The sequence below is a fragment of the Hyphococcus sp. D3-15 genome (genome assembly GCF_055809375.1).
In genome coordinates this window covers 3,035,036-3,057,053 of sequence record NZ_CM147910.1, presented here as the reverse complement: position 1 = coordinate 3,057,053, position 22,018 = coordinate 3,035,036, and the positions used below count along the sequence as shown (strand labels likewise).

The following is a 22,018-nucleotide window of genomic DNA, read 5'->3' as shown; positions in this document are numbered from 1 at the left end:
GGGGTCTTTTGCGCCCCGTTGCGTAGAATCTGTCCCTTAGATCAATGCGAGATCCGCTGGAACGTCTGAACCGCGACAACCGATCAGGAAATCGAAGTCGCAGCCTTCATCCGCCTGCAGAACATGTTTTTTATAGAGCCCCACATAGCCGTCATCTTGCGCGTCCGCGCCGGTTTTACGGGCTTTCAGCCGCGCCTCGATTTCCGCGTCGGTGAGGTCGACGCAAAGCAGGCCCTTTCCCACATCGAGCGTGATCATGTCGCCATTTTCAATCGCCGCGAGGGGGCCGCCATCAGCGGCTTCCGGCGAGACATGCAGGACGACCGTGCCATAGGCGGTGCCGCTCATCCGTGCATCGGAAATGCGCACCATGTCCGTGACGCCTTGTTTCAGGAGTTTCGGCGGCAAGCCCATATTGCCGACTTCGGGCATGCCCGGATAGCCTTTCGGTCCGCAATTTTTCAGGACCATCACGCAGCTCTCATCAATATCGAGATCCGGGTCTGCGATGCGTTCGTGGTAATGTTCGTAATTTTCAAACACGACGGCGCGGCCGCTATGTTGCATCAGTTCCGGCGTGGCGGCGGAGGGTTTCAACACGGCGCCGCGCGGGGAAATATTGCCGCGCAGGACGGTGACGCCCCCATGAGCGACAAGCGGCGCATCAACCGGTTTAATGACATCGTCATTGTAACAGGGCGCGTCCTTCACATTTTCCCAGATCGTGTTGCCGTTGACGGTGCGGCAATCCTTGTCGAGGATGCCCGCTTCGCCGAGGCGGCGCAGCACAACCGGCAGGCCGCCCGCATAATACAAATCCTCCATCAGATATTCACCCGACGGCACGAGATTGACGATGGTCGGCACGTCGCGTCCATAGGTTTGCCAATCGTCCAGTGATAATTCGACGCCCATGCGCTGGGCCATGGCTTTCAAATGAATGACCGCATTAGTTGAGCCGCCAATTGCGGCGTTGACGCGAATGGCATTCAGGAAAGACTCGCGTGTCGCAACGTCGGAAATTTTCAGACCCTCTTTGATCATCTCGACAATGCGCATGCCTGACATATGCGCGAGTACGTAGCGCCGAGAATCGACGGCGGGGATGGCGGCGTTGTGGGGCAGGCTCAGCCCCAGCGTCTCGACCATCGACGCCATGGTGGATGCTGTGCCCATTGTGTTGCAGGAACCCGCAGAGCGCGACATGGATTCCTCCGCGCTCATGAATTCTTCGGCGGTGATCTTGCCTGCATTCATCTGTTCGCTAAGGCGCCAGACCAGCGTGCCGCTGCCGACATTCTGACCTTTATGTTTGCCATTCAGCATCGGCCCGCCGCTGACCACAATGGCCGGCACGTCGCAACTGGCCGCGCCCATGACAAGCGCCGGAGTCGTCTTGTCACAACCAACGAGCAGAACAACGCCGTCAATAGGATTGCCGCGGATCGCCTCTTCCACATCCATGGAGGCGAGATTGCGGGTCAGCATAGCGGTCGGGCGCAGCAGCGCTTCACCGTTTGAGAACACCGGGAACTCAAGCGGAAATCCGCCGGCTTCATACACGCCTTGTTTCACCCGGTCTGCGAGCTGCCGCAAATGCGCATTGCAGGGCGTCAGCTCCGACCATGTGTTGCAAATGCCGATGACCGGCTTGCCCTTGAATTGATGGGCGGGAAATCCCTGATTTTTCATCCAGCTTCTATGCATGAAGCTGGGCTTGTCGGCGTCGCCGAACCAGGCCTGCGAGCGCAAGTCTTTCTTTTTGTCAGTCATTGACGTTTCCTGTGGTCAAAGCAGATTTCTTTTCGCCAGCGAGCGCATTAAATCTCCGACGCCGAAGGTCCATGGCGGCGCCAGATCAGATGTTGTGACGCGGTTGATCAGGCGTCCAAGTTTGTCGGATTGAATTTCCACAACATCGCCGATTTTGTGGGTGAAGCCGCCGCCTTCTTCGTCCCGGTCCTGTGTCGGCGCAAACATGGTGCCGAGAAACAGCGCGGCGCCGTCGGGATATTGATGCTGGCTGAAGCATTGGCGCATGAGGTTTTCCGGATCGCGGCTGATCAGGCGCATGGAGCTGGCGCCCTCAAGCGCAAATCCGTCTTCGCCAGTAATGCGCAGCGACACTTCGCTCTGGCGCACATCATCAAGGGTGAACTTGCCGTCAAACAGGCGAATAAGCGGGCCGATGGCGCAGGAAGCGTTATTGTCTTTCGCCTTGCCGAGCAGCAAGGCCGAACGGCCTTCAAAGTCGCGCAGATTGACGTCATTGCCCAGCGTCGCGCCGACGGGCTTTCCGTTTCTGTCCGCGACCAGCACGATTTCCGGCTCCGGATTGTTCCAGCCGGAATCGGATCGCACGCCAATGTCGCCGCCCCAGCCGATGGCTGAAAGGATCGGCGCCTTGGTGAAAATCTCCGCGTCGGGACCAATGGCGACTTCCAGATATTGCGACCACAATCCCGCTTTGATGAGCGCGGCTTTCAGCGCGGCGGCGTCTTCGCTGCCGGGCGCAACCGTTTGCAGGCCAGCGCCGACGTCAGTTTCCAGCCGCGCGCGAATTTCTTTCGCCTTGCCCGCATCGCCGCCCGCGCGTTCTTCGATGACGCGCTCAAGGGTTGACGCCGCAAAGGTGACGCCTGCCGCCTTCACGCATTGCAGATCGAGCGGGCTCAACAAGCGAACGGGCGCACCGTCTTTGACGGAGAGATTGAGCGAGTCGAGATCGCCTAGGTCTTCGCCTTTCGCGGTGACGTCGCTGTCGAGTAAAGCGGAAACGGTCGGCGCTTTGCCCGCAACATCGAAAAGGCGCCCATCGCGCAACAATACGGGCGACGGGCCATCACCCCGGTCGATGCGGCCAGCAAATAATCCCGACCGCCAATCAGCGGGAAGGTCAATTGAGGGATCAAAGACCGCCATGGTCATGACTCCCGCGCGCCATTTATGCGGCGCGCAACTCGCAGTGGATTGTCATCGGCGAGACCGTCCGGCAGCAAGCTCGCCGGGAAGTTCTGATAACAGACCGGGCGCAGGAAGCGGTTGATGGCGAGCGTGCCGACAGAAGTTGTGCGTCCGTCGCTGGTCGCGGGGAAGGGCCCGCCATGCACCATCGCATCGCAGACTTCGACGCCGGTGGGCATGCCATTGACGAGAATGCGCCCGGCTTTGCGCTCCAGGACCGGCAGCAAAGCGCCGACCGCTTGCGCATCGCCGTCATCCATTTGCACGGTGATGGTGAGCTGGCCTTCCATCGCGGCGATCACGGCGCCGAGTTTTTCCGTCGCCGGCGTTTTGATGATCAGGCTGGAGGCGCCGAACACTTCTTCTTGCAGCGTCGGGTCTGCTGCGAAACGAGCAAGATCAGTTTCGAACGCCGCAGCAGGACGGCAGGCGCCGTCCGCGCGGCCCATTGCAATCCGGCGCAATCCGGCGCGCGCCGAAAGCGCTGCGATGCCGGAATCATAAGCGGCCGCGATGCCTTCAGTGAGCATGGTAGCTGGCGCCGCAGCCTCAATCTCCTCGGTCAGCGCAGCCAGAAATGCGTCATAGCTTTGCGTATCATCTGAAGCGACAAACACCGTACCCGGATTGGTGCAGAACTGTCCCGCACCCAGCGTAATCGATCCGGCGAGCATTTTGGCGATGTCGCCGCCGCGCGCTTTCAAGGCGGCGGGCATGATCAGCACCGGATTGACGCTCGACATTTCCGCGAAGACTGGGATGGGCTCCCGGCGCGCAGCGGCAAGGTTCATCAGCGCCGTGCCGCCGCGACGCGAGCCGGTGAAACCGACCGCCTTCACCGCCGGATGGCGAACAAGCGCCGAACCGATATCCTCGCCCCCATGCAGCAGCGCAAAAACTCCTTCCGGCATGTTGCATTTTCTGATCGCCGCCATGATCGCGCGACCGGCGATTTCCGATGCGCCCGGATGCGCCGGATGGGCTTTCACGACAACCGGACATCCCGCCGCGAGGGCCGAAGCCGTGTCGCCGCCAGCAACGGAAAAGGCGAGGGGAAAATTGCTGGCGCCGAAAATCGCTACGGGGCCAAGCGGAATATGACGTAGGCGAATGTCGGGCCGGGGAAGCGGCGCCCGGTCCGGCAGGGCGTGATCAATGCGCAGGCCAAGCCAGTCGCCAGCACGCACTTCCTTTGCGAATAATCGCAACTGCCCGGTTGTGCGGCCGAGTTCTCCTTCGACGCGCGGCCGCGGCAAGGCGGTTTCCGCCATCACGCGCTCTACAAGCGGGTCTTTCACCTCTTCAAGCGCGGCGGCGATTGTTTCAAGAAACTGCGCGCGGTCTTCAATCGGCCGGTCGGCGAATGCGATCGCTGAGTGCGCGGCCAGTCCGGCCGCTTGCGCCACATCGTCTTGCGTCGCTGCGCTGAAAGCCGGTTCAAGCGCGGCGCCCGTCGCGGCATTGCGTCCGTGAAACACTGCGCCGCCGGCGCGCGTCTCACTGCCGATCAAATTCCCTCCGGTGATCTTCATGACGCGTATCCTCTCGCTCGCATGCTTTCAGACTCCATTTTTTCTTGCATCTTCGGCGCAGTTCCACGATCAAAAGGGTCTTCGCAATAACGCTTCGCCAGGGAATTTATGACGACGGCTTCACATGCGATCATTGTTATGGGCGTCGCCGGCGCGGGCAAATCGACTGTCGGCGCTGGTCTGGCTGCGCATTTTGGCACGGCGTTTCTGGAAGGCGATGAGTTCCACCCCGCGAAGAATGTGGAAAAGATGACGCGCGGCGAACCGCTTACCGATGCGGATCGCGGGCCATGGATCGACGCGCTTGCGTCCGCCATTTGCCATGCGCGCGAAGGGCTTGTCTTCGCCAGTTGTTCAGCGCTGACGCCCGGCGTCAGGGCGCGTCTCGATACTGCGATTGATCGCCCGACGGCGTTTTTGTTTCTTGATGCGCCGGAGGGCGTGCTGCTCGAGCGCCTTGAAAAGCGGCCCGGCCACTTCATGAAGTCCGACATGTTGCGCTCGCAATTCGAAGCGCTTCGCCGCCCGGAAAACGCCATCCTCGTCGATGCGGCGTTACCCTGCGACGATGTGCTGGCGGCGGCGATCAGGCAGGTTGAAGCGTATCTCGCGGATAAATAAAGCTCTGGGATATTAGTCATGGGCGGATGCAAGCGGAATGCGCAGGATCTGCGTGTTGGCCGCGATGAACAGCGTTTCGCCGCCTTCGCCAATTGTACAATTCGCATTCGCAACGCCTGTATCGATGATGCCGATCAAGTCGCCAGCAGGCGAAAAGATGTGAACGCCGCCGGGCGCGGTCGCGAACAAATTGCCGGTTGCGTCAATGGCGAGCCCATCGGGCAATCCGGGTTTGCCTGCGGCCACATCTGCGGCGCCGTCATGCAGCAATCTTTTGCTGACCACCAGATCGTCGGCGGTCAGGTCATAGGTCAAAATGACCGGGCTTTGCGGATCGGAAACTGCGACGTAAAGCGTTTGCTCATCGGGCGACAGGCCAATGCCGTTGGGAAAGGTGAGATCATCAATCAGTAAAGTGATGTCGCCGGAAGCATCGCGCCGATAGACCCCATTCGCTGGCTGGCGTTTCATGGGCGATGCGTTGATGCCTTCGAGTCCATAGGGCGGATCGGTGAAAAATATCGCGCCATCATTTGCCAACGCCAGATCGTTGGGGCTGTTGAAAGGTTCGCCATTAAACGCTGAAGCAACGAGCTCATAGGATTTGCTCGTAAGGTCGAGCCGCGCGATTGAGCGCAGGCCGTGATTGGCGACAAGGATGGCGCCGTCATTTGCATCGCGGATCAGCCCGTTTGAGCCCGGTTCGCGAAAACCGGGGATGTCGGTCGCGCCGCCTGAGGGTTCCAGAAAAATGCTGGCGCCTTCGCCCCGGCTCCATTTGTGCATGCGGTTGCCGGGCACATCCGAAAACAGCAAGTAACCGGCTTGGTCATCGCCGATCCAGACCGGTCCTTCCGACCATTGAAGGCCCTCGGCGATAATCTCCGCTTTCGCATCCTCAGCGATGATTGCGTCGAGCAGAGGATCGAGGCGCTTAATCGAAATATCCTTGTAGTGAAGCTGCGTCGCTGCTTTTTCTTCCGGCGCGGCGTTTACGCTTGCGTCTGGCGCGCTGGCTGAACATGCTGAAGCCATGAGAAGCATGGCGCTCAATATTTTGAGGTTCATCTCTAATTCTCCAGCTTCGTTGTTTTTGTTTGCGTCTCGAAGGCGGCGCCGGCGAATGTCGCGACGCCATCTTCGGTGATCGTAAATTGCGTGCTGGTGCGAATGTCGGCGGAGGACGCGCCGATCATCACCTCGATGACGCCTTTTTCAACGCGCCATTTCCCGCTTGCATCGAAAAAGGCGAGACTTTCCGGCGTGAGGGTGAACTCGACCTGCATGCGCTCTCCCGGCTGAAGATGCAGCCTTTTAAACCCGCGCAATTCAGATACGGGCCGCGCGACGGAGGCCAGCGGATCGCGCACATAAAGCTGCACCACTTCGTCGCTCGCCACAGCGCCGGTGTTTTTCACGGGCACCGAGATTGTAACGGTCTCGCCCATGCGCGCCGTGTCTTTGCTGATGCGCGCGTCGCCATATTCAAAACTCGTATAACTTAGTCCGTGCCCGAAGGGGAACTGCGCGGTAATCGGCAAATCATGATAACGGGCAGTGTCTTTCGTGATGTCCGGATCGGCTGGGCGGCCTGTATTGCGATGGCTGTAGACGAAGGGCGACTGACCGGTGACGCGCGGCATGTCGACGGGCAAGCGCCCGGCGGGCGAAGTATCGCCTGAAAGAATCGCGGCGAGGGCGTCACCCGCCTCAACGCCAAGGAACCAGCTTTGCAGCATTGCGGGTGCGCGGTCCGCCACATCGCCCAAAGCGAGCGGGCGGCCGCTCATCACTATAGTGATGAAGGGTTTGTCTAACCCGGCGACTGCATCGAAAAGCGCCGCATCGGCCGGGGGCAGGGCGATATCCGAGCGGCTGCGCGCTTCGCCGCTTAGATCGTAATCCTCGCCAATCGCCAGAATGACCACATCCGCGGCGCGAGCGGCGCGGGTCGCCCGCTTCAACGCTTTCGCAGTTGCGACGCCATCTTCGGAGCCGGGTTCATAAGTTATTTTCGCATCGGGATAGCGGCGCGTAAGGCCCGAGAGCAGGGTGATGACATCTTCCGCCTTGCCTTGCGCCCGCCAGGAGCCGAGCTGGGACAGAGCATCATCAGCGAGGGCGCCGATCACCGCGATTTTCTTCGGCGCAGCCGGGAGCGGAAGCAGGCCTTGCTCGTTTTTTAAAAGGATGATCGATTCTTCCGCAGCGCGGCGCGACGCTTTTCGATGGGCGTCGCTTAACATGAGCGCGGTTTCGCGCGAGCCGTCATGATATTTATACGGATCATCGAACAGGCCGAGATCGGCCTTTGCTTTCAGGATGCGTTTGACGGCGGCGTCGAGCTTGCGCATTAGCGACGGATCACGCTGTAGCGCGGCCTTGAGTTCATCCACAAAGACGCGGCTGGTCATGTCCATATCGACGCCGGCGGCAAGGCTTTGCGCCGCCGCATCCGTCCGGTCGGCGGCGGTGCCGTGATTGATCAATTCAGCGATGGCGTTCCAGTCGCTCAAAATAACGCCGTCCCAATCCCAGCCCTTCCTGACCGTGTCGTTGATGAGCGCGCCGTTCGCGGTTGTGGGCACGCCGGCGATGTCATTGAACGCTGTCATGAAGGACGCGGTGCCGGCCTTTGCGGCGGCGTAGAACGGCGGCAGATAGACTTCGTTCAGCTCGCGCTGCGAAATATCCGCGCTGTCATAGTCGCGCCCGCCATCGGCGGCGCCGTAAGCGCCGAGATGTTTGGTGGTTGCGAGAATGGTGTCGTTGGCAGCGAGATTGTCGGCCTGGTATCCGCGCACCTGTGCGGCGGCCATGACCGCGCCGAGATAGGGATCGGCGCCGGCGCCTTCGACGATGCGGCCCCATCGCGCATCGCGCGCAATGTCCACCATCGGCGCGAAGGTCCAGTGCAAGCCGGCGGCGGATGCTTCGATCGCGGAGACGCGCGCCATTTCCTCAACGGTCGCAGGGTTCCAGCTTGACGCCATGGCGATCGGCACGGGGAATATCGTGCGATAGCCGTGCACAACGTCCATGGCGAAAAGCAGCGGCACGCCATTTGGCGTTTCCTCAACCGCGACGCGTTGCAAATCACCCAAAAACTCTGCGCCGGCGACATGAAGATAAGATCCCACGAGCCCGCTGCGCACGCGATCAAGCTCCGTCTCGTCAATGCGCGAGTTGAGATTTTTGCTGCGCCCGCCGGCGATCTGATTGAGCTGGCCGATTTTTTCTTCGACCGACATTTTGGCGACCAGCGCGTCAATGTCCGGCGTTTGCGCATGCGCCCATGTCAGGCACGACACAAGAACCGCGCCCAATATTGTCAAACAAGGGGCTCCGGTCAGTTTGTTCCGCCGCATAAAAATCCTCTCCACAGTCTGGACGCGTGCGCGCCCGGCGTTTCCCGTCGTCCGTTGCGTCCGGACTGGCATGTTGTTTTGGCAGGTGTCAGCCGCGCACAGTTCCGTCCGCATTCAGCGCGAGCGTGCGCCTGCTCGCCGCCGCCTTGTAGATCGCTTCAACAAGGCGAATGTCGCGCAGACCCATTTCTCCGGGCGTGCGGATGGCGACACCGTCGCGAAGGGCGTCTGCGAAATGGCTGAGCTGGTTTGAAAACTGGGTTCCCGGATCGCCGGGGTTTAATGTCTCGCGTGATCCGAATTTTTGCAGGACCATGGTGTTGCCGCCATAGCCGGTCGCGGGCTCCATCACGAGCGCGCCGCTGGAGCCGCGCGCCGACACCGCATTGAGTCCCATAGGAATCATAAGAGGTCGCAAGCTGCGCCACTGCGCCCGAGGGGAACCGCAATTGCGTCGATGTGTGCGCGAAAATCTCTGCAAATCGCGGATCGTTTTTCGGTTGCAGCGTCGATGCGGCGACGCTTTCAGGCATTTCGCCGGTCAGATATAAAGACGCCTGCAATCCATAAAGACCGTAATCCTCCAGCGGTCCGCCGCCCGCCAGGGCGCGGCTTAAGCGCCAGTTTTCCGCCGGCGTCGCCATGCCGGTTTTGTATTGATGGGCGGTTCTGATCAGCCGCAGATCGCCAATGGCCTTGTCACGCATCAGTTCCATTGCGCGCAAGTTGAAGGGCTCGAAATGACAGCGATACCCGATCATCAGCTTGCGATCCGCGCGTTTCGCAGCGGCGATCATCCGCTCGCATTCCTGCGCCGACAGCGCCATGGGCTTTTCACAGAGCACATGTTTTCCCGCAGCGAAGGCGTGTTCGGCCCAATCGGCGTGCAAGCCTGTCGGCAGAATTATGTAGACCGCATCGACGCGATCATCGGCGGCGATCTCGCTGAAATTTTCGTAGCTGTAGATCTGATCTTCCGCGAGACCATATGCGGACGCGACGCGTTTCGCCTTGTCTGCATTGCCGGAAACCAGCGCCGCGATATGGCAGCCGCGCGCCGCGGCGAAGGAAGGCATGATCTGCGCCAGCGCATATCCGCCGAGACCGACAATCGCAATGCCGATGCTGTCGCCTTGCGGCGCGGCCGGCGGCGTCGAAGGCAGCGATGCGCCGGAAGGGAAGGGCTGACCTTTGGCTGCCGGTTTTTCGGTTTTCGTTTTCGACGCATGAGAGGGCGCGATTAGGCCCGGCATGGCGGAAGCCGCCGCGCTCCATTGCAGGAGGCGCCGCCGGGGAATCGGATGGGGGCTAACTTCGGATACGGTCTGGCGCGTTTTCGTCACGTCGTTTCTCCCCTTGGCCCAAATGAACGGTTCTTGTGTTCGTGGTTTCGCCCGGGTCTTGCGGCCCGAAACTTCCACGCATTTTTGTCCGTCACGGAGACCGTACCGCGATTTATGTTAGCGCTCAACAAGAAGGCGCTCTAATGCGGTAGGGTATTGGTTTTAAGCGGTTTTCCGGGATGCGGGAGGAAAATGCGCGCGGCCGTGCTTCGCCGGACGTTCTCAGGCTGCGAGTCGCGCCGCCGCAATTACGCATGCGAAGAAGGGCCGCCGAGTGGCGGCGCCAGGGGCGATGACAGAACTTCGCCGAGCTTTTTAGAGCGAGCTTAAAAGGTGTCCGCCGTCAACCGCGATGACAGCGCCGGTCATGAAGGCCGAGGCGTTTGAAGCAAGCAGCAATAGCGGACCATTCAGGCTCGGATAGTCGCCCAGGCGGCGCATTGGAATGCGTTTGATCAATGCCTTGCCGGGTTCTGAGTCAAAAAACTCTCTGGTCAAATCCGTTTCAAAATATCCCGGCGCGATGGCGTTCACGCGAATATTGTATCGCGCAAATTCGAGCGCCATTTGCTTTGTCATCTGAATGACGGCGGCTTTTGATGTTGCGTAAGGCGTGATGCCTTGGACCTGACGCAAGCCGGTGATCGACGCGATATTGATGATGGAGCCAGCAATACCAGCGTCTTTCATGCTGCGTGCGGCTTCTTTGCCGACATTCCAGACGCCGGTGAGATTGGTGTTGATGACGAAGTTATAGTCGTCTTCGGTTTGATCAAGGATCGGCTTTGGAACCGATACGCCCGCATTGTTTACAACTATATCGAAGGGGCCATGCTCGCCCATGAGCGCGACGACGGACTCCAGATCCGTCACGTCCAGGGCGGCGGCGATGGCTTTGCCGCCTTTTCCGCTGATCTCTTTGACAAGGTCATCAAGCGCTGGTTTGCGCCGCGCCGAGACGACGACCGTTGCGCCGGCATCCGCCAGCACATGGGCGAAATGGCGTCCGAAGCCGGCGCTCGACGCGCCCGTGACAAGCGCTTTCTTACCATGAAGGTTTGCTTCTATCGCCACAGGTAAACTCCTCTTCAGCCAGAGACGGTGTTTTCGCATCGGCCATCCACTGGGGCGCGATGCGGATTTCGACAAAGCCGGAAATACGGTCTGGTTATAGCGCTGTCAACAAAACTGAACAGATGTACGTTATCTAAAGCTGGAATGCGCCATCCGCCAGGGCGCGAATATCCGCCTGAAAACGCTTGCGGATGGGGAACAGGCTTTCGGCGCTCGCCTGATCGCCGAGATGGCGAAGCAGGCGGCCCTGAAAAATCGCTTGCGCGAGGAGGCCGTCAATCTCTCGAAAAGATTTGCTGATCGGTTGCAGGATCCGGTTCCAGGCTTGCCATTGTTCGTAAGTGGATTGCGCAATCGTACTGCGCAAGGACGGCATGCGGGCGCCGTTAAGGCCGACCGCGAAATAGGCGGCGTTAAAATCCCGGTATTGCGTCGCTTCCAATAGAAAAATGGTCGTCGTCAGTTCAGCGACGGCGTTTCGCGTCAGGCGTTTCTGTCCGGCTACGCGCATGACGCTGCGATACCGGTCTTTCGCGCGCTCATATAATTCGATCTGCGCTTCGGCGAAGAGCGATTTCATATTCGGATAATGATAGGACGGCGCGCCGACAGACAGGCCCGCAACAGCGGCGATATTCCTGTGAGTGACGGAGGCGGGGCCTTCCTTCAGCATAATATCGATTGCAGCATCGATGATGCTTTGCTTGGTTTTTCTTGCTTTTTCCGTCGCCGCAATTTCCGTCGTCGCTTGCTCGGGCGCCGGTGTTGTCCATTCGGAAAAAACGCCCAGCGGATTGTCGTCGCTTAAAAGACGCTGAATGTCATCGCCGGAAAGCGCCAGCGAGCGCGTCAGATATAACAGGCCGATAACCGCCTCAACCACGGTTTCCGGATAGACGCCGCGAAGCTTTTTTGCGTCGACCATCATGGCCCATTCGCGATTGAGGTCAGCGAACCACGACGCCGCCATCGGCGAGAAGCGTTCGTCGCGCCCGGCGTGAAGGATGATCTCCAGCCACGCAAGCGTGTCGGTCGCGTAGCGATCGCCGGCGCGGATGATGACTTGTCTGGCAAGCGCAAATAGCGACGAAGGGTCGAGCTCGTTTCCCTCGATTTTCCGGCGCCCGGCGCGCAGCCGTGAAAGATATTGCTGCAATAGGCTATTGGACGCTGCTTCGATAATGTCGTGCTTGGTCGCGAAGTGATAGGTCGTCGCCGCGAGGGGCACGCCGGCCTTCTCGGCGATCATCCGGTGGGTTACGCGCGCAATTCCTTTGTCGGCGATGCAGGCAAGACTTGCCGACAGGATATCGCTGCGGAAATCCTTGCCGTCCCGGCGCTGTCTATGTTGGCGCTGTGTGTTCTGCCGTTGGTTCAAGGGCGTCTTCTCTGTTGCCGCGAAAATGTTAGGCTGATCCGAGAAACTCGTCAGCCCCGGCGTCCGCAAAAGTTTGATCCATCTGTCCGGCGAGGTTTAGTCCGAGTTCGGTCTTCGGAAGCTCATATCTGTAGAAATATTTCATTGCTCTGATTTTGCCGCTGACGAATGCAGCGTCGCCGATAGCGCCGCTGCTCGATTCTATTGCGACGCCTTGTTTGAGCCACATCCAGGCGATGACGATATGGCCGAACGCATCGAGAAAGAGTGTCGCATTCGCCAGTTCCTTGTTTAAATCGCCGCATTCTACGATGTTTTGAATGGTTGACTTAACCCGGCTCAAGGCGTCGGCCAATTGCCCTGCCTCTGCGGATAAGGCGTCAAATTTTTCCGCTTCTTCAATGGTCTCCATCATGGCGGATTCCAGCGCAATCATGGCGGCGCCGTTCTTGATCCGGACCTTGCGGCCAAGAATGTCCATCCCGTGAATGCCATGGGCGCCTTCGTGAATCGGGTTCAGGCGGTTGTCGCGATAGAATCGTTCCACAGGATAGTCCTTGGTGTAGCCATATCCGCCCAATATCTGAATCGCGTGCTTGTTCGCTTCGAGACAAAATTCGGACGGCCATGATTTCGCAATCGGCGTGAGCAGGTCGAGCAAATCGCTGATCCTTTCGCGCTCGCTTTCATCATCGAGAATAGCCAGTTCATCGACCAGAGAGGCGCAATAAAGAATGAGGCAGAGCGCGCCTTCCACATAGGCCTTTTGCGTCAGCAGCAAGCGTTTGATGTCAGCATGCTGAATGATCGGCGCTTGCGGCGTCGATGGATCTTTATTCATCGGATTGCGGCCTTGCGCCCGGTCTTTTGCGTATTGCAGCGAATGCAAAAAACCGGCGAGGCCGAGCATCGTCGCCCCGTGACCGACGGCGATGCGCGCTTCATTCATCATGTGAAACATATAGCGAAGGCCCTGATGGGGTTCGCCGATGAGCCAGCCATGGCACTCCCCGTCATCGCCAAAATTCAACAAGGTATTTGTCGTGCCGCGATTGCCCATTTTGTGATTGAGCCCTGCAAGCGCGATATTGTTGGGCGCGCCAAGATCGCCATTTGGTTCGACGCGAAATTTCGGCACGAGAAACAGTGAAATGCCTTTCACGCCCGGCGGGCCGCCGGGAATTTTGGCGAGAACCATATGCACGATGTTTTCGGAAATGTCCTGTTCGCCACCGGATATCCACATTTTCGAACCGCTAATCGAATAGAGGTCGCCTTCGATCGGCGTCGCCTTGGTGCGAATATCTGACAGCGAAGATCCCGCTTGAGGTTCCGACAGGCACATTGTGCCGAACCAGCGGCCTTCCAACATCGGAGGCAGGTAAAGCGCTTTGTGCTTTTCGCTTGCGAATGCGTTCAGCATGTTCGCCGCCGCCATGGTCAGCATGGCGTAGTTGTGAACAGACAGGTTAGCGCAGGAGAACATGCCGTTGATGGATGTTTGCAGTACCGCGGGGGTTTGCAGCCCCCCGATTTCTTCATCAAAACCGGCGGCGAAGAGGCCCGCTTCTGCGAAAGCATTTAGCGCCGGCTTGACCTTCGGATGCGTGATGGCCGCGCCGTCGACAAAGGCGGGCTCTTGCGCGTCGATTTCGGCGGCGCAGGGCAGGTAGAAATCTTCCGCGATTTTTTGCGCGGCATCCAGAATTGCGCCCACAGAGTCCCGGTCATAGGCGCGGAACCGCTCCGCCGCCGTGATTCTGTCCAGTCCCACCACGCGATACAGCAAAAATTCGAGATCGGGCCGGCTCACAATCTGGGACATGTCTTGTCTTTCGTAATTTAGAAACTGAACAAAAGTACCTTATTGCGCAGCTTTTTGCGCGCGCCAACATGAAATGCGGCGAATATGCAGGGACGGAGGCCCTTGGCGGGGCGCTTGCGGCGGCGTTTACCCTATCAAAAATGCGGACGCTAAGTGGCATGCGGATACTAACGCGCTTGCGAACATTCTTTTTTTCTGTATGTTGAAAAGGCAAAAAATGTCATGCGTCGGCGAAAAGACCGACCACTGGGAGGGAATTATCTATGAAAAACAAGCTTCTTGCGTCCGCGTCTGCGGCCGCTGTCTTCGTGTGTTCCGGCTCTGTGTTCGCGCAGACTTCGGAATCAAATGCCGCTCAGAATGCGTCGAGCGGTGACGAAATCATCGTTTCGGCGACCCGCCGTGAAGAGCGTCTGCAGGATGTGCCGCTCAGCGTCACGGCCTTTTCTCAGGAAGACCTGACCGAAAAGGGCATCGTCGGTTATGACGGGATCGCGTTTGAAACGCCTGGCGCGATCATCAACAGAACCAGTGCGAACTTCAACAACTTCTCCGTTCGCGGCGTCGCGACCAATGGCTATGGTGCGAGATCTGCAAAGCACGGTCGCCATCTATATCGACGAATTGCCGATTTCTGCGAATGGCAACTCGACCATTCTCGATCCGACGCTTTTTGACGTGGAGCGCGTTGAATTCTTGCGCGGTCCGCAGGGCACATTGTTCGGCTCCGGCTCGCTCGCCGGCGCGATGCGTATGCTGACGAAAAGCCCGGACCTGAATGACTTCGACGCCGCCGCGCTTGTGGATTTCGGCCTGACCGATGATGATTCCCTGCGCCAGCGCTATAACGGCATGGTCAATCTGCCGATTGTCGAAGACAAGCTGGCGCTGCGGGTTGTCGGCTGGTATCGCAATGAAGAAGGCTGGGTCGAAAATATCGGAACCGGCATCGACAACGCAAACACGCTTATCGATTGGGGCGGCCGCGCCATTCTGCTTTGGGAGCCGACGGACCGCCTGTCGCTGCGCCTGATGGCGCTGCACGAGGAAAGCGACCCGGAAGACGCGACGCTGATCAACCCCGCTCTTGGCGGCGGCGACCGCGAAACCCGGCTTTCCGACCGTCCCGACCTCTATCAGAGCAATCTGGATTCCTACAATGCGACGTTGAAATATGATTTCGATTTCGCCGAGTTCACCTCGTCGTCAACCTATTCGAAAATCGATGGGGAGTTTTTCATCGATCTCGCCGGCACCTTTGCGCAAGCGATCCCGTTTGCGCTGGACGCCACGGGCTATGACGACATTTTCGTAGAGGAAGCGCGCCTGGTTTCCACGATGGACAGCAAGTTCGAGTGGGTGGCCGGGTTCTACTACTTCTACAAACGCCGTGACGTTGATTTCTTTTACCGGTCCAGTCAGCCATTCCTCGATGCCCGCGGCATTACAGGGCTGCCGGATGAATATTATTCGCGGTCCAGAAGCTACGCCATCTCGCACGAGATCGCCGGCTTCGGCGAGCTGACATATCGCGTCAGCGACAAATTCTGGGTGACCGGCGGCCTGCGCTATGGCGGAACAGATGTTCAAGGTTTCACTGTGGATGGCGGCTATAGCAGTAACTACCTTACGAACGCTTTGTTCGGCATTCCCGGCCCGCTGACGATTACGCCGGTGATTGCGGAGGAGGGTGAAAAAGTCAAAGAGACCGGCCCGTCATACAAGTTCAGCGCTTCATTCAAGCCGGTGGACAACATTACGACCTATGCGACCTATTCAACCGGTTTCCGTGCGCCGATCGTCAACGCACGCGCCGGACTGGCGAGCCTTGTCGATCCGACGGATATCATCATTCCCGATGGCGCGTCCTCGGATAAGCTCAAAAACTATGAGATCGGCGTGAAGGGCACGTTCTTCGACGGCAAAGTGTCGGCCAACCTCGCGGCCTATCTGATCGACTGGAGCAACATTCAGATTCAGGCCAACCGGGTTTCTGACTCGGTGCAGTTCGCCGCCAATATCGGCAAGGCGCGCAGCAAGGGTTTCGAATTTGAAATCTTCACCTTCCCGGTTGAGGGCCTTGAGATCGGCTTTAACGGGTCGGTTAACGATACAGAGGTCACGGAACTCACTCCGGAAGAGGCGGCGATTTCCGGCGCCGTTGAGGGAATTCAACTTGCATTTCCCCGCTTCCAGGGCGCGGCTTATTTGAAATATTCCTTCCCGATTACAGCGAGCACGGAAGGCTATTTCGCGGTGAATGCGCGTCATGTGGGCGATTTCCCGAACCAGTTCCCGAATGTGCCGGGGCAGCCGGGCGTCGTGTCTCCGACCTACATGTTCACGGAGCCATATCAGGAAGTCCAACTCGCACTCGGCGCGAATGTCGGCGACCACTTCAAGGCGACCTTGTATGTGGAGAACCTGCTTGATGATCACTCGATCATTTACGCTCACCCGGAAGCCTTTGCCGACTCCCGGCTAAGCACGATGCGCCCGCGCACCATCGGGCTGAGAATTGGCTACGACTACTAGGCCATGCAATCGAAAAACGCCGCGCCGGCAATCGGCGCCAATGCAACAACCGCTACCGGCTCCGCTGCAAATGCAGCGGGGCCGGGCGCCCGCGCTTGGTGGGTGCTGGGCATGTTGTGCTTCGTTTACGTCCTGAATTTTCTGGACCGGCAGCTCCTTTCCATTCTGGCGAAGCCGATCCAGGACGAGTTGCAAATCACTGACGGTCAGTTGGGGCGGATCACCGGCCTCTACTTTGCTTTGTTTTATACATTGATCGCGATTCCGGTTGGCTGGCTGGCTGACCGGACGAACCGTGTGAAGGTGCTTTCCTTTGCGTGTTTCCTGTGGAGCGCCGCGACAATCGCTTGCGGTCTTGCAAAAACCTTCCCGCAATTAGTCGTCGCCCGCATGGCGGTTGGTGTGGGCGAGGCGGGCGGCGTGCCGCCGTCATATGCGATCATTTCGGATTATTTCCCGTCCGGCATGCGCGGCCGCGTGCTCGGCATCTATAATATGGGACCGCCGATCGGCATGGCGCTGGGCGTCGCCTTTGGCGCGTCTATTGCGGCGAGCTATAGCTGGCGCGACGCATTCGTGCTGGTAGGCGCGATCGGCGTTGTTACCTCGCTGGTTGTTTTCTTCTTTGTGCGTGAGCCGGTGCGCGGCGGTCTCGACGTTCCGAAAAGCGGTGCGGCCGCGCCGCAAGGCAAAGAGCCTGCCGCTGATTTCTGGGCGACATGCAAGATGTTTTTTACGCGGCCTGTGTTGTTGCTGATCGCTCTTGGCAGCGGCGCGACGCAATTCGTGACTTATGCCGTTATCAATTTCACAACGCTTTTTCTGATGCGCGAAAAGGGCATGACCCTGAGTGAAATTGCAATCTACTACGCCTTGCTTGTGGGCATCTGCGTCAGTCTTGGCATGTATGTTTCTGGCCGGCTCGTCGACTGGCTCGGCAAGCGCTCTAAAACCGCTTATGCCTATGTACCCGCCGTGGGATTGTTCATCGCCGTGCCGTTTTTTGCGGGCTTTGTGTGGGCGCCGACCTGGCCGGTTGCGCTGGCCTTTCTCGCGGTGCCGACAGTGCTGAATTATTTCTATCTTTCACCGGCTGTTGCGCTGGTTCAGGAAGAGGTGAAGCCGAATGAACGCGTTCTGTCCGGCGCGCTTTTATTGCTGGTGATGAACTTAATCGGGCTGGGTTTCGGCCCTACCTATCTCGGCATGGCGAGCGACTTTTTCCTCGCCAATCATCCGGAGAACTCACTGCAAATCGCATTCTACACGCTGATCCCGTTTTATTTTCTGGCGATCGGAATTTTTATTCTGCTCGCGCGGGCGTTGCGTCGTGAGGAAACAGCCGGACAAACCGGAGGAGCTTCGTGATGATGTCGTTTTCCCGTCCCGCTACCGTGATGTTTACCGCTGCGCTTTTTGCGGTGATCACCGCTTGCGCGCCGAAATCCGCGGATCCGAAGTCTGTGGATATGGGCGCCGTCGTGCGCGCGCCGGCGGGCGATCTGCGCGGCGCCGAACTGGGCGATATACAGGTCTTTAAAGGCATTCCCTATGCGGCGGCGCCTGTGGGCGATGCACGTTGGAAACCGCCCCTTCCAGCGCCGGAATGGGAAGGCGAGCGCGACGCGACTGAGTTCGGTCCCGCATGCATGCAAATTGAGTCGCGTTCGGGCAGTATTTACTCCGACGAAATCGGCGCAATGAGCGAAGACTGCTTGTCGCTCAATATCTGGAAGCCGAAAGACGCCAAAAAGGCTCCGGTATTTGTCTGGATTCATGGCGGCGCATTGCGGGGCGGCACGAGCAAATCCGCGATCTATGACGGCGTATCGCTCGCAGAGTCGGGGCTTATCGTTGTCTCGATAAATTATCGGCTCGGCGTTTTGGGCTATCTCGCGCATCCGGAATTGAGCGCAGAATCCCCGGACAATGTTTCCGGCAATTATGGATTGCTCGACCAGATCGCAGCACTTGAATGGGTGCAGCAAAACATCGAAGCGTTTGGCGGCGACCCGGAGAATGTAACAATCGCCGGCGAGTCAGCGGGCGCGCTTAGCGTGATGTATCTGATGGCCTCGCCGGCGGCGCGCGGCTTGTTTCACAAGGCGATCGCGCAAAGCGCCTATATGATTTCCACGCCTGAATTGCGCCAGCAGCGTTTCGGTTTGCCTTCGGGTGAAGCGGTCGGGCTTTATGTCGCCGACAAACTCGGCGCTGAAAACATTGCGGCCTTGCGCGAGATGGACGCCGCCGCCTTGATCGAGCAATCCACTATGGCGGGATACGCCCCATGGGGATCGGTGGATGGCGATGTCCTGCCGGCTCAGCTTGTTGATGTGTTCGATAAGGGCGAGCAAGCGCCGGTCTCGATCATCGCGGGCTTCAATAGCGGCGAGATAAGGTCGCTGCGCGTTTTGTTGCCCCCGCCGCCCGCAGACGCATCAGCCTATGAAAGCGAGATCCGCGTACGCTATGGCGAACTCGCCGAGAAATTCCTCGAGCTCTATCCGGCTGACAATATCGATGAAAGCATGCTCGCGGCGACGCGTGACGCCATGTATGGCTGGACCTCTGAACGGCTTGTCGCCAAACAGAGCGAAATCGGTCAGCCCGGATATCTTTATTTGTTCGATCATGGCTATCCGGCGGCGAATGAAGCGGGGCTTCACGCATTTCACGCCGCAGAGATCCCCTACATGTTCGGCACGATCTATGACACTGCGCCGGAATGGCCGAAAATTCCCGACACGCCGGAAGAGAGGAAACTTTCCAAGGCCATGGTCGGATATTGGTCGTCCTTTGCAGCATCCGGCGCGCCGAGCGCGTCCGGTGAACCTGCCTGGCGGGCATATTCTGCAGACAGGGCGTATATGCATTTCGATGGCGCGCCCCAGGGCGACAAGACGAATGTTTTTCCCGGCATGTATGAGCTGAACGAAGAAGTCATCAACCGTCGCCGCGCGGCGGACATTTCCTGGAATACAAATATCGGCGTTGTGTCGCCGCAATTGCCGCCGCCGGCGCCGGGGCGCCAATGATTGACGGCGCCATGCAGACATACGGGCTTACGCTCAACCGGTTCATCGAGCATGCGGCGAAGTGGCATGCAGACACGGAGGTTGTCACTGGCCGTGATGACGGTGAGATCGATCGCGTGGGCTATGCGGGCCTGAAGGCGAGGGCGTTGCAGGTTTCCGCCGTGCTTGCTGCGCGCGGCGTCGGGTTTGGCGAACGTGTCGCGACGCTCGCTTGGAACACGCAAGCCCATGTGGAAGCCTGGTACGCCATTATGGGAATGGGCGCGATTTGCCATACGCTCAATCCCCGCCTGACCGCGGAACAACTCGCCGACATGCTCAATCAGTCAGAGGCGCGCGTGTTGATCGCCAGTGCTGACCTTGCGCCGCTGGTGCGCCAGATTGTCCAGCGGGCGCGGTCAGTGGCTGAGATTTTCTTTATCGACGGGTCATTGCCGGACTGGCGCCCTGAGAATGGGCAGGTGACTACCGGCTTGCTGGAATCCGCGCTGGTCGATGTGACAGATGCGCCGGAATGGAATGACATTGATGAGATGGCGCCGTCAGGTCTGTGCTTCACATCCGGCACGACCGGCGCGCCGAAGGGCGTCACCTATACGCATCGATCGAGCTATCTACACACGCTGCGCCTGTTGCAGGCGGACACCATGGCGCTGACTTCAGCGGACTCCATTCTCACAGTCGTGCCGATGTTTCATGCAAATGCATGGGGTCTGCCTTTCGCAGCGCCTGCCGCAGGCGCCAAGCTGGTGTTGCCCGGACGCATGACGGACGGGGCGAGCCTCGCGCGGCTGATCGAATCGGAAGGCGTCACCATTGCTTTGGGCGTTCCCACGGTCTGGCTCGGTCTGGTTGAGCATCTTGAAGCCGTCGGCGGCGAGTTGCCGAGTCTGAAGCGGATCATAGTCGGCGGTTCACCGCTTGCGCCGGCCCTGATGGAGCGGATTGAGCAGCGCCTAGGCGTGGTCGTTCAGACCAGTTGGGGCATGACCGAACTCTCGCCGCTCGGCACCAGCGCGCCGCCGGACGATCCGGGCAGGAAAGCATCGGTTTCCGGCAGAACGGCGGTCGGCATTGATCTGTTGCTGACGGATGCGGAGGGCGTCGCCCTTGCCGAGCAGCGAAATGTCGAGGGGCATTTACGGGTTCGCGGCGCGGCGGTCGTGGAGCGCTATTTCGGGCAGGAAGAAAAGGCGACGGACGCCGATGGCTGGTTTTTCACCGGCGATCTCGCCCGAATCGACAGCGACGGCAATCTCATTATAACGGGACGGGCAAAGGACTTGATCAAATCGGGCGGGGAATGGATAAACCCTGCTGAGATCGAGGCCGTGGTCGGCGCGCTGCCTGAAGTGTCGCTTGTCGCCGTCATCGGCCGATCCGATCCGAAATGGGGAGAACGTCCGATCCTGCTCGTTGAGTTGAGCGAGCGCCAGTCGATCAGCGATCAGGAGCTGTTGGAGCCGCTGCAGGGGCGCGTAGCGTCCTGGTGGATACCTGATACTGTGGTGCGTGTGCCAACCATGCCGCTGGCGGCTACAGGGAAAATCGACAAGATGCGCCTGAGGTCGGAATATACGAATGGATAAGTCACGCCGCCTTGTTTCGAATTGACGGGGGGCGGCAAAATGGAAGGGCCTGACTTTGTCTTCTCTAGCAACACCTCGGCGCAAACGTCTGACCAAGGCGGAGCAACGAGCGGCGACAATTGAGCAAATTCTGGATACTGCGGAGTATCTGTTTTCGAAGCGTGGATTTTACGGCGTGACGCTGAAAGACGTCGCCGACGGCGTTGGCGTTCATCACTCGCTGCTCAGCTATTATTTCGACGACAAAGAAAAGCTCTTTGACGCAGTGTTCTCCCGCCGCTCGATCATCACGAGCCAGCGGCGGATGAAGGCGCTGGAAGAATATGATGCGCGCGTAAAAGACAAGCCCACGGTGGAAGGCGCGCTGCGCGTTTTTCTCGATACGGACTTTGACCTTTATATTGAAGGCGGAGAAGGGTGGCGCAATGCGCTCGTCCTGGCCGGGCAAGTGGCGAACACGCCGGGTTGGGGCGCGGAAGTCATGGATCAGCATTTTGATCCCGTGGTCTTGCGCCTGATCGACATTCTTCAAAAGGCGCTGCCCGATTGTCCCAAGGAAGATTTGTTCTGGGGGTATCACTTTGTGACCGGCGCGCTCATGCATTCGCTGGCGAGAACCGGGCGGATCGACAAACTGTCCGGCGGCTTATGCAAGTCGGATGACCTTCCCGCGGTAAAGCAAAGAATGGCGCGTTTCATGGCCGCCGGTTTCCACTCCATCTGCGAAGAGCGCGCGCAAGACCGGGCCTAA

Annotated in this window: 16 protein-coding genes; 7 read left to right on the top strand and 9 right to left on the bottom strand. The window is 59.0% G+C overall.

All coding sequences use genetic code 11. The features are described 5' to 3' along the window. Positions 1-36 precede the first annotated feature (36 nt). From AC0L8G_RS15070 to AC0L8G_RS15060, 3 genes are read right to left on the bottom strand one after another with little or no spacing between them, the layout of a single operon-like run. Complete coding sequence (locus tag AC0L8G_RS15070) at positions 37-1,773, bottom strand: IlvD/Edd family dehydratase (RefSeq protein ID WP_473384998.1); 1,737 nt, start codon at positions 1,771-1,773, stop codon at positions 37-39. A 15-nt stretch (positions 1,774-1,788) separates the two neighbouring features. Next, positions 1,789-2,928: a fumarylacetoacetate hydrolase family protein gene (locus AC0L8G_RS15065; RefSeq protein WP_473384997.1), complete on the bottom strand. Its 1,140-nt coding sequence runs from the start codon at positions 2,926-2,928 to the stop codon at positions 1,789-1,791. Further along, complete coding sequence (locus tag AC0L8G_RS15060; protein ID WP_473384996.1) at positions 2,925-4,496, bottom strand: aldehyde dehydrogenase (NADP(+)); 1,572 nt, start codon at positions 4,494-4,496, stop codon at positions 2,925-2,927. The genes AC0L8G_RS15065 and AC0L8G_RS15060 overlap by 4 nt, the downstream gene beginning before the upstream one ends. A 108-nt stretch (positions 4,497-4,604) precedes the next feature. On the opposite strand from AC0L8G_RS15060, the gene AC0L8G_RS15055 reads away from it, so the two are divergent. Next, the gene (locus tag AC0L8G_RS15055) at positions 4,605-5,117 is read left to right on the top strand and encodes a gluconokinase (RefSeq protein ID WP_473384995.1); all 513 of its coding nucleotides are present in this window, start codon (positions 4,605-4,607) and stop codon (positions 5,115-5,117) included. 12 nt (positions 5,118-5,129) lie between these two features. On the opposite strand, the gene AC0L8G_RS15050 is transcribed toward AC0L8G_RS15055, so the two are convergent. The 6 genes from AC0L8G_RS15050 to AC0L8G_RS15025 form a co-directional block, all read right to left on the bottom strand. After that, the gene (locus AC0L8G_RS15050) at positions 5,130-6,185 is read right to left on the bottom strand and encodes an SMP-30/gluconolactonase/LRE family protein (RefSeq protein ID WP_473384994.1); all 1,056 of its coding nucleotides are present in this window, start codon (positions 6,183-6,185) and stop codon (positions 5,130-5,132) included. A gap of 2 nt (positions 6,186-6,187) precedes the next feature. Next, complete coding sequence (locus AC0L8G_RS15045; RefSeq protein WP_473384993.1) at positions 6,188-8,452, bottom strand: glycoside hydrolase family 3 N-terminal domain-containing protein; 2,265 nt, start codon at positions 8,450-8,452, stop codon at positions 6,188-6,190. Between the two features lie 191 nt (positions 8,453-8,643). Then, a complete protein-coding gene (locus tag AC0L8G_RS15040; protein WP_473384992.1) occupies positions 8,644-9,828 on the bottom strand; it encodes a Gfo/Idh/MocA family protein in 1,185 nt (394 codons plus the stop codon). 315 nt (positions 9,829-10,143) lie between these two features. Further along, positions 10,144-10,902 (bottom strand): SDR family NAD(P)-dependent oxidoreductase, encoded by a 759-nt coding sequence (locus AC0L8G_RS15035; RefSeq protein WP_473384991.1) that lies wholly within the window; start codon positions 10,900-10,902, stop codon positions 10,144-10,146. Between the two features lie 133 nt (positions 10,903-11,035). Continuing rightward, on the bottom strand, positions 11,036-12,280 hold the full coding sequence (locus tag AC0L8G_RS15030) for a TetR/AcrR family transcriptional regulator (protein ID WP_473384990.1): 1,245 nt from the start codon (positions 12,278-12,280) through the stop codon (positions 11,036-11,038). 28 nt (positions 12,281-12,308) lie between these two features. Next, a complete protein-coding gene (locus tag AC0L8G_RS15025) occupies positions 12,309-14,105 on the bottom strand; it encodes an acyl-CoA dehydrogenase (RefSeq protein ID WP_473384989.1) in 1,797 nt (598 codons plus the stop codon). A 263-nt stretch (positions 14,106-14,368) separates the two neighbouring features. On the opposite strand from AC0L8G_RS15025, the gene AC0L8G_RS15020 reads away from it, so the two are divergent. The 6 genes from AC0L8G_RS15020 to AC0L8G_RS14995 are packed head-to-tail and all read left to right on the top strand — an operon-like array spanning position 14,369 to position 22,018. Then, positions 14,369-14,782 (top strand): hypothetical protein, encoded by a 414-nt coding sequence (locus AC0L8G_RS15020; RefSeq protein WP_473384988.1) that lies wholly within the window; start codon positions 14,369-14,371, stop codon positions 14,780-14,782. Beyond that, the gene (locus AC0L8G_RS15015) at positions 14,679-16,640 is read left to right on the top strand and encodes a TonB-dependent receptor (RefSeq protein ID WP_473384987.1); all 1,962 of its coding nucleotides are present in this window, start codon (positions 14,679-14,681) and stop codon (positions 16,638-16,640) included. Before AC0L8G_RS15020 ends, AC0L8G_RS15015 begins: the two co-directional genes overlap by 104 nt. A 3-nt stretch (positions 16,641-16,643) precedes the next feature. Then, positions 16,644-18,008 (top strand): spinster family MFS transporter, encoded by a 1,365-nt coding sequence (locus AC0L8G_RS15010; RefSeq protein ID WP_473384986.1) that lies wholly within the window; start codon positions 16,644-16,646, stop codon positions 18,006-18,008. Then, on the top strand, positions 18,008-19,678 hold the full coding sequence (locus AC0L8G_RS15005; RefSeq protein WP_473384985.1) for a carboxylesterase/lipase family protein: 1,671 nt from the start codon (positions 18,008-18,010) through the stop codon (positions 19,676-19,678). Before AC0L8G_RS15010 ends, AC0L8G_RS15005 begins: the two co-directional genes overlap by 1 nt. Next, on the top strand, positions 19,675-21,267 hold the full coding sequence (locus AC0L8G_RS15000; protein ID WP_473384984.1) for an AMP-binding protein: 1,593 nt from the start codon (positions 19,675-19,677) through the stop codon (positions 21,265-21,267). The genes AC0L8G_RS15005 and AC0L8G_RS15000 overlap by 4 nt, the downstream gene beginning before the upstream one ends. A gap of 55 nt (positions 21,268-21,322) precedes the next feature. Further along, entirely contained in the window at positions 21,323-22,018 is a 696-nt protein-coding gene (locus AC0L8G_RS14995; protein WP_473384983.1) for a TetR/AcrR family transcriptional regulator, read from the top strand.

Bases quoted from the DNA above. Each gene is read 5' to 3' on its own strand.
- AC0L8G_RS15070 (WP_473384998.1), bottom strand. From the start codon at position 1,773: ATGACTGACAAAAAGAAAGACTTGCGCTCGCAGGCCTGGTTCGGCGAC.
- AC0L8G_RS15065 (WP_473384997.1), bottom strand. From the start codon at position 2,928: ATGACCATGGCGGTCTTTGATCCCTCAATTGACCTTCCCGCTGATTGG.
- AC0L8G_RS15060 (WP_473384996.1), bottom strand. From the start codon at position 4,496: ATGAAGATCACCGGAGGGAATTTGATCGGCAGTGAGACGCGCGCCGGC.
- AC0L8G_RS15055 (WP_473384995.1), top strand. From the start codon at position 4,605: ATGACGACGGCTTCACATGCGATCATTGTTATGGGCGTCGCCGGCGCG.
- AC0L8G_RS15050 (WP_473384994.1), bottom strand. From the start codon at position 6,185: ATGAACCTCAAAATATTGAGCGCCATGCTTCTCATGGCTTCAGCATGT.
- AC0L8G_RS15025 (WP_473384989.1), bottom strand. From the start codon at position 14,105: ATGTCCCAGATTGTGAGCCGGCCCGATCTCGAATTTTTGCTGTATCGC.
- AC0L8G_RS15020 (WP_473384988.1), top strand. From the start codon at position 14,369: ATGAAAAACAAGCTTCTTGCGTCCGCGTCTGCGGCCGCTGTCTTCGTG.
- AC0L8G_RS15015 (WP_473384987.1), top strand. From the start codon at position 14,679: ATGGCTATGGTGCGAGATCTGCAAAGCACGGTCGCCATCTATATCGAC.
- AC0L8G_RS15010 (WP_473384986.1), top strand. From the start codon at position 16,644: ATGCAATCGAAAAACGCCGCGCCGGCAATCGGCGCCAATGCAACAACC.
- AC0L8G_RS15005 (WP_473384985.1), top strand. From the start codon at position 18,008: ATGATGTCGTTTTCCCGTCCCGCTACCGTGATGTTTACCGCTGCGCTT.
- AC0L8G_RS15000 (WP_473384984.1), top strand. From the start codon at position 19,675: ATGATTGACGGCGCCATGCAGACATACGGGCTTACGCTCAACCGGTTC.